Genomic DNA, 457 nt, shown 5'->3' on the forward strand with positions numbered 1-457 from the left:
GAATAATAGTACTGTTATTTTTTGGTTGGAATAAGTATATTTGATTAGCTATATCAGTTGAATAGTTATTTTGTGGAGTAGCAGTAATCAAAATAACTTTCTTGTTATAACAAATTTGGTGAAGCTTTTGGAAATTTTCTGTGTTTTGGTTTCTAAATCGATGAGCTTCATCAATAAATACATATTTAAACTGATCTACTCCCATCTCAAGAAGACTGTCTAACTTGCCAAGCGACTCAACTTTATAGCCTTGAACTTCAAAATTAAATAAGACTTCTTCCCAATAATCTTTTAACACCGGAGGACAAATAAACAACTTTTTCCCTTTTAAATTTTGCGCTAACATAGCACAAATATATGTTTTTCCAAGTCCAACCACATCAGATATAAAAACCCCGCCATAGGCTTCTAAAGTCTTTTTAGCTTGGATAACAGCATCCATTTGATACTGTAACTT

1 protein-coding gene is annotated in these 457 nt (G+C 31.5%); it reads right to left on the minus strand.

What is annotated here, in order from left to right:
* A partial coding sequence (locus tag K1I44_RS15060; RefSeq protein WP_219986633.1) for a DEAD/DEAH box helicase family protein occupies window positions 1-457 on the minus strand: 457 nt, incomplete at both ends.

The sequence above is a fragment of the Anoxybacillus sp. ST4 genome (assembly GCF_019448545.1).
Lineage (GTDB): Bacteria > Bacillota > Bacilli > Bacillales > Anoxybacillaceae > Anoxybacillus > Anoxybacillus pushchinoensis.